Source organism: Thermosynechococcus sp. OHK43, assembly GCF_014466085.1.
Lineage (GTDB): Bacteria > Cyanobacteriota > Cyanobacteriia > Thermosynechococcales > Thermosynechococcaceae > Thermosynechococcus.
This window is the reverse complement of record NZ_JACOMP010000058.1, coordinates 1-6,311: the sequence shown is the minus strand read 5'-3', so window position 1 is coordinate 6,311 and position 6,311 is coordinate 1. Positions and strand designations below refer to the sequence as shown.

Below are 6,311 nucleotides of genomic sequence, written 5' to 3'. Positions count from 1 at the left end.
GAGGTAACCATAGGGTGGGTGTACTGCCAATTTGATGCCTTATTCTACCGTAATTCTACTGCCCCTCAGCTGATCTGAATTGGCTGCATGAGCCTTTCCAGCGTAGGATCACGACTTCTTCTCGCAGTTGTTCCTGAGTGGCACTGGCAAACCGTGTTCGGAAAAGATCCGTGCGCACAACCTCATAGCCCAGCGCCTGAGCAATCTCAGCCAATAACTGACCTGTGGGAATCATCACCCGCAAGTATGAGGCTTGGTCACCAACTACATAGGCGAGTTGAGCATTGGGGCGCAGCAGCGATCGCAGGGCAGCCAAGTGACGGGCCATGCCACCAAAATAGAGTTTGGTGACTCTGCCGTAGAGTTTCTCAAAGCCGGAGGTCTTACCCAGTTGAATTCTGCGGCGTTCAATGGCATCTGCAATCGCCTGAATTTTAGGGTGATCTTGAATCCAGCGATCGTCATCATCGGCTTTATACACATTGCGAGTGTTAGAACGGATGAGACCCTTCTTAAGGGTTTGTAAATCAGCCTTGGTTTTAATGAAGCCTAAGATCACCGACTCGAGGCGGGTTGTTCTGGTGTAGTCCTTTTCGTTGGGGTAAGGGGGTGAGGTGATCACCGCATCAATCGACTGCGGGGGCAAGACCCTGTCAGGACCTCTTGCATCGGCCAGATAGACGTGGGCAGGGGTATCCTCCTGATCCTGTACCCGCCGCAAATCCTCCACCATTTCACCAATCTTGGCAAGCCAAGCACGAATTACTGGCACATCAACCTTGGCTTTAGCAACACCCACTTCAGGACCAAAGCGCAAATTACTGACGGCAAAAACGAGGGTGTGGGCGATCGCCAGCAATTGATGCCGATAGACCTTTTCCATTCTGTATTTCTCTAAGCAGTCAAGAAGTACCAATACCTTGTGTAAGGGAATTGGGCTGATCGACCCCGCAAGGATGAGTTGATGTTGCTCTGGAGAGAGTTGGCGTAGCGGTAGGCCAGCAACATCCGCCGCAAAAGGCACTGAGTCCTCTATCCCTTGCTGCCGCAGGATATTAAGGGCAAGTTCTGCCACCTCCCAGGAGTGACTGGACAGTAAATCAGGATCAACCCTCCAATCGGTCTTTACCGATGTCGCAAAATGGGCGAAGGGATTGGCTTCCATACCCAACGATGGAATGCCTTGGCGCTTCGACTCAACAAGCGTTGTCCCTGTGCCACAAAAGGGGTCTAGGATGACACTCCCTTCATTTAGGCCAAAGTCTTCTATGTAGCCCCTCACAAGGTGGGGTGGATAGGACAACACAAACCGATACCAGTCATGGAAGGGGCGGTCTTGCTCATTTATCTTGTTGATATTGCTGTTGTCCCTGGAGATTTTGGTATCCTTAGAATTTTGAGGCAACTCAACTCCTGTGGCAATTTGCTACTAATTCTCTAAGTGTATTTCTCTAAGTGTATGAAAAATTGACTGCTTGGGCAGGGGGCTATTTCCCTGCGCCAAAAAGCCTACAATACCTAGACCGCTTCGCGGCATTTCCGATCCGATTGAGGTCGTTTAGGGGAGACGTTGAATCTCAGCGCGAAAGCCATTGACCTCCATAAAGGCACGCATCTGGGTGGCATTGGCCTCGTTTCGGAAACTTCCCACCTGTAGGGCGCGGCGCTGGCCAAGGGTAATGGGGACAACTTCGGGAACCAACGATCGCAGGCGTTCTTGATTGGCCACATCCTCCTCCCGTAAATCCAAAACAATCACCCGAAACCACGTTTTGGGAGCTACAGGAGCTAGTATTGCTGAGTCGGCGTTAGAAATCTCTGGTGGGGGGGGCAATTGATTCATCGCGCGATCGCTCCCCACAAATCCCATCGGAATCGGGTCACTGGGCACCGGTAATCGTTCGCGGGAGCTGTCCAGCTGCGGCGGCGCCAGGGTGGGAATTGGAGCGGTACTCACCTCTGGGGCAGGGACGGGAATGGGGATGACGGTATTCACCTCTGGCGGTGGCACGGGGATGGGAATCGGTTCTGCCGCGAATACGGGCGTCCCCCAACCCATTAGGATCAAACATAGGTGACTCAACCACGGCTGGGAGTGAATGCTGAAACGGCTCATCAAAGACTTCATCATCGCTCTATCAACAACGCCGATGAACGGTGAACAGAACTGTGTTGATTCTTTTCTGTGGGGATCGGACGTGCTATGCAAAATTTAGCTCCCGAATCTGAGGGGCAACGCATCCGGCGGATTCTTGATGCCAACCTTGACCGTGCCCGCGAAGGTTTGCGGGTGATTGAGGAATGGTGCCGCTTTGGCCGCGAAGATGCTAACCTCAGTGCAGAATGCAAAGATTTGCGCCAAACCCTAGGTCGCTACCATACTGAGGAGTTGCGGGCAGCACGGCAGACGGATCAGGATCCGGGGACTGCCTTAAGTCATCCCCAGGAGCGCGATCGCCAGACCCTTAGCGCGGTGCTCACCGCCAACTTTGCCCGTGTTCAAGAAGCCCTACGGGTGATTGAGGAGTATGGGAAATTAACGGATACCGAGCTGAGTGAAACCGCTAAAGCTCTACGCTATCGCGTTTACATTCTGGAGCAGGCCCTGAGCCTCAACCCGCTTCAAGCTCGACTGCGGCAACTGCAAGGGGCAAAGCTTTATCTGGTGACCGCCCCCAGCGATCGCCTACTGGAAATTGTTGAAGCTGCATTAAAGGGAGGATTGCCCCTGGTGCAATATCGCGATAAAACCAGCGATGATCATACCCGCCTGACAACGGCTCGCCACTTGCAAGCACTCTGCCAACGCTACGGCGCCCTGTTCTTGGTCAACGATCGCGTGGATATTGCCCTTGGCGCCAACGCCGATGGCGTGCACCTTGGACAGACGGATATTCCCATGGAATTGGCGCGACAAATCCTAGGGCGCGATCGCCTGGTAGGACGTTCTACCACCAATGCGCAAGAACTGGAGCGGGCCATTGCCGAAGGTGCCGATTATGTCGGTGTTGGACCGATTTTTGCTACCCCCACCAAACCTGGTAAAGCAGCTGTTGGTTTTGACTATCTGCAATACGCCCGCAAACACGCCCCGATGCCCCAGTTTGCCATTGGCGGGATTGATCTGAGCAACATTGAGGAGGTCATCAAGGCAGGAGCCACCCAAGTGGCTGTTGTTCGCGCCATTATGGAGGCGACGGATCCGGAAGCGACAACGCGGGAGCTATTGCGACGCCTATCCCAAGGGAGGAACCATGACTTCGGCGGCTGAGATTACTGCTGCTGTGCGGCAACTGTATAATACCTATCCTTTTCCCCCGGAACCGCTCCTTGCTGGGCCACCGCCGGGGTATAACTGGCGCTGGTCTTGGCCAGCAGCCTATAGCTTTTGCACAGGGCGTTATCCTTCCCAATTAGATGTTGCCATTCTCGATGCCGGCTGTGGCACGGGTGTGGGGACGGAATATCTAGCCCATTTGAATCCGCAGGCAAAGATTACTGCTTTGGATCTCAGTGAGGGTGCTTTGGAAATTGCCCGCGAACGCTGCCGGCGATCGGGCGCCACCAATGTCCAATTTCACCACCTTAGCCTAGAGGACGTGGCGCAACTGGGGCAAACCTTCCAGATGATTAACTGTGTCGGGGTGCTGCACCACCTGCCGGAGCCGCAGCGGGGGATTCAAGCCCTTGCCGATGTCCTTGCCCCCGGCGGCATTTTTCATATCTTTGTCTATGGTGAATACGGTCGCTGGGAAATTAAGCTGATGCAGCAGGCCATTGCCCTTCTTCAGGGGAGCGATCGCCACAACTATCGCGAGGGAGTGGCTATTGGACGACAACTCTTTGCGGCATTGCCGGAGAACAATCGCCTGAAAAAGCGGGAGCAGGAGCGCTGGAGTCTTGAGAATCAGCGGGATGAATGCTTTGCCGATATGTATGTGCATCCCCAGGAAATTGACTATACGATCGCCGGCCTATTTGAGCTCATTCGTGCTTCAGGCTTAGAATTTATCGGCTTTTCCAACCCTCAAGTTTGGCAGCTAGAGCGGCTATTGGGCAGCCAGCCGGAACTGTTGCAACGGGCACAGCAACTCGACCCCATCCAGCAATATCAACTCATTGAGTGCCTTGACCCTGAGGCCATGACCCACTTTGAGTTCTTTTTGGCTAAGCCGCCACTGCCGCGTCACGATTGGGCAGCAGATCGGGACCTCTTGGCAGCGATTCCCTGGCGCCACCCCTGCATTGACAGTTGGCCAGGGGCCTGTGTCTTTAACTGCCACTACGAGGTGATCCACCTCAACCCGGCCGAACAACAGTTCTTGAACGCTGCCAGCGGTAAGGCAACTGTGGCTGAGTTATTGGCACAACAGCCAGACTTTGACCTAGCGGGGGTGCGATCGCTCCTTGAGCGGCACTTACTTCTCTTGGGAGTCTAAAGCATGACGGATCTACTGGAAACAGTCTCTACAAGTGGTGCGGTCTATGATTGCAGTCATTGGGGGCGGCTGCGCCTCACGGGGGGCGATCGCCTGAAGTTTTTGCACAATCAAAGCTCAAATCACTGCCTTGCCCTGCAACCCGGTCAAGGGGCTGATACCGTTTTCTTGACCTCAACCGCCCGCACCCTTGATCTTGTCACTCTCCTGGTCCATCAGGAGTGGGTGGATCTACTGGTATCACCGCAGCGCCGCGAGTTTCTCCTAAAGTGGCTTGATAAGTACATTTTCTTTGGCGATGATGTCCAACTCAGCGATCGCACCCCTGAGAGCTATTGCTATCGAGTTTTTGGGAGCGTTGCTGAAAAGATGACTGCCCAGTTTGGCCTAGGACCATTGGCCAATCCCTACGATCATGTCACCATCACCCATGAAGATGCCCCCTTAACCCTTGCTGCCACCAGTGGCTTAGCCATTCCCGGTTTAACCCTTTGGAGCGATCGCCCCCTCAGGGATCTCCTGAGCCCCTATCCCCAACTCAGTGATACCGACTGGGAGCACCTGCGCATCCGCCAAGGTCGACCCGCTGCCGATGCCGAACTCACCGAAGCGTACAACCCCCTGGAAGGACGGTTAGGGCATACCATTTCTTTTAATAAGGGCTGCTATATCGGCCAAGAGACAATCGCTCGTCTGAACACCTACCAAGGAGTCAAACAACACCTCTGGGGACTGGAATTCACCGCGGCAGTGACACCACCTACACCCTTAATCCTAGAGGGTGAAAAAGTGGGTCTTGTTACCAGTTGCACTCCCCTAGGGAGGGGTGCCTTTGGCCTTGGGTATGTGCGCACAAAAGTTGGTGGGGCTGGCCTAACGTTGCACACCCCAGAGGGCGTCATGGCCCAGGTAGTTGAGGTACCCTTCTTAAGAACTGTTGTCTAAAAATACTCTCATTAGAGAATGTTATAATCCAATCGGCTCGTGCAGACATTTACTGAGCGAAGGAAGGAAGCCTATGGCCACGGCACAGGTACTAGCGTTCATGCAAAAGACCGCTGAGGATGCCCAACTGCGGGATGAATTGGAAAAACTGCTGGGGGTCGGAGATGGCAACATTAGTGGGGCTGCCGAACTAGATGCCGAGGAGCTGGCGGCGCTGCGGGGAGAAATGGCGCCGAAAGTAGTGGATTTTGCCAGTCAGCATGGGTTTGAATTTTCCACCGATGAGCTAATTCAGGTGGTTGATTCCTTTGCCCAGCACCAAGCAGGGGAAATGAGCGATGAGGAATTTTCAGGGATTTTAGGGGTTCCGGTGAACAGGGATCACGCTGAACACAAAACTAAAGTGACCAATCCGCTTCAGCGCCTCGCCCGCTACCTTAGTAAAACCTATTTGGGTATAGGTGCGGATGAGGAGAGCGAATAAGGCTCAACAACTCTCAGTGAGACTGCGTCCGGCACGTCGTAAAATCCGCTTGTGGTCCCAATGGCTTCTGCCTGGGCTACTGGTGAAGCGATGGCTCCTCATTAGTGCCGTTGGGGTTTTGCTTGCTAGTCTGGGCTTTGCCATTAGCATCAATCTCACCCCTATTTTTTACTTCTTGCAATTTCTGGAGCAGTTCCTCCAGAGTGTGGCGCGTTTTGTGCCCAGTTACATCAGTGGCCCTTTACTGCTCCTTGGGGGGTTGGCACTGATTGCTTGGGGTTATGCGCGTACCCTGGGTTCCATTACCGAAGTGCTGTTGCCAGAAGATGATCAAGCCCTGGTGGAGCGACTCCTCACCTATCGGCGCCTGGGGCGAGGACCGAAAATTGTTGCCATTGGGGGTGGGACGGGGCTGTCAACGCTCCTGCGGGGACTAAAGCTTT

Annotated in this window: 6 protein-coding genes and 1 pseudogene; 5 read left to right on the top strand and 2 right to left on the bottom strand. The window is 54.0% G+C overall.

What is annotated here, in order from left to right:
* Positions 1-55 precede the first annotated feature (55 nt).
* Positions 56-1,405: a DNA methyltransferase gene (locus H8Q75_RS02680; RefSeq protein ID WP_024124980.1), complete on the bottom strand. Its 1,350-nt coding sequence runs from the start codon at positions 1,403-1,405 to the stop codon at positions 56-58.
* A gap of 153 nt (positions 1,406-1,558) precedes the next feature.
* Positions 1,559-2,116 carry an SPOR domain-containing protein gene (locus H8Q75_RS02675; RefSeq protein WP_024124981.1) on the bottom strand — a complete coding sequence of 186 codons (558 nt, stop codon included), beginning with the start codon at positions 2,114-2,116 and terminating at the stop codon, positions 1,559-1,561.
* Between the two features lie 87 nt (positions 2,117-2,203).
* Between H8Q75_RS02675 and H8Q75_RS02670 the strand changes: the two genes are divergently transcribed.
* From H8Q75_RS02670 to H8Q75_RS02650, 5 genes and pseudogenes are all read left to right on the top strand, one after another.
* A complete protein-coding gene (locus H8Q75_RS02670) occupies positions 2,204-3,271 on the top strand; it encodes a thiamine phosphate synthase (protein WP_297040269.1) in 1,068 nt (355 codons plus the stop codon).
* A complete protein-coding gene (locus H8Q75_RS02665; protein WP_297040266.1) occupies positions 3,255-4,439 on the top strand; it encodes a class I SAM-dependent methyltransferase in 1,185 nt (394 codons plus the stop codon). Before H8Q75_RS02670 ends, H8Q75_RS02665 begins: the two co-directional genes overlap by 17 nt.
* A 3-nt stretch (positions 4,440-4,442) precedes the next feature.
* Positions 4,443-5,384 (top strand): folate-binding protein YgfZ, encoded by a 942-nt coding sequence (locus H8Q75_RS02660; RefSeq protein ID WP_024124984.1) that lies wholly within the window; start codon positions 4,443-4,445, stop codon positions 5,382-5,384.
* A 73-nt stretch (positions 5,385-5,457) separates the two neighbouring features.
* Positions 5,458-5,868, top strand: coding sequence for a Nif11-like leader peptide family natural product precursor (locus H8Q75_RS02655; RefSeq protein WP_024124985.1), 411 nt, complete (start codon positions 5,458-5,460; stop codon positions 5,866-5,868).
* Positions 5,852-6,311: pseudogene (locus H8Q75_RS02650) on the top strand (hypothetical protein); the annotation flags it as partial. The gene H8Q75_RS02655 and the pseudogene H8Q75_RS02650, both read left to right, overlap by 17 nt.

Excerpts from the sequence above, each read along its gene's own strand:
- H8Q75_RS02675 (WP_024124981.1), bottom strand. The coding sequence starts at position 2,116 with ATGAGCCGTTTCAGCATTCACTCCCAGCCGTGGTTGAGTCACCTATGT.
- H8Q75_RS02670 (WP_297040269.1), top strand. The coding sequence starts at position 2,204 with ATGCAAAATTTAGCTCCCGAATCTGAGGGGCAACGCATCCGGCGGATT.
- H8Q75_RS02665 (WP_297040266.1), top strand. The coding sequence starts at position 3,255 with ATGACTTCGGCGGCTGAGATTACTGCTGCTGTGCGGCAACTGTATAAT.
- H8Q75_RS02660 (WP_024124984.1), top strand. The coding sequence starts at position 4,443 with ATGACGGATCTACTGGAAACAGTCTCTACAAGTGGTGCGGTCTATGAT.
- H8Q75_RS02655 (WP_024124985.1), top strand. The coding sequence starts at position 5,458 with ATGGCCACGGCACAGGTACTAGCGTTCATGCAAAAGACCGCTGAGGAT.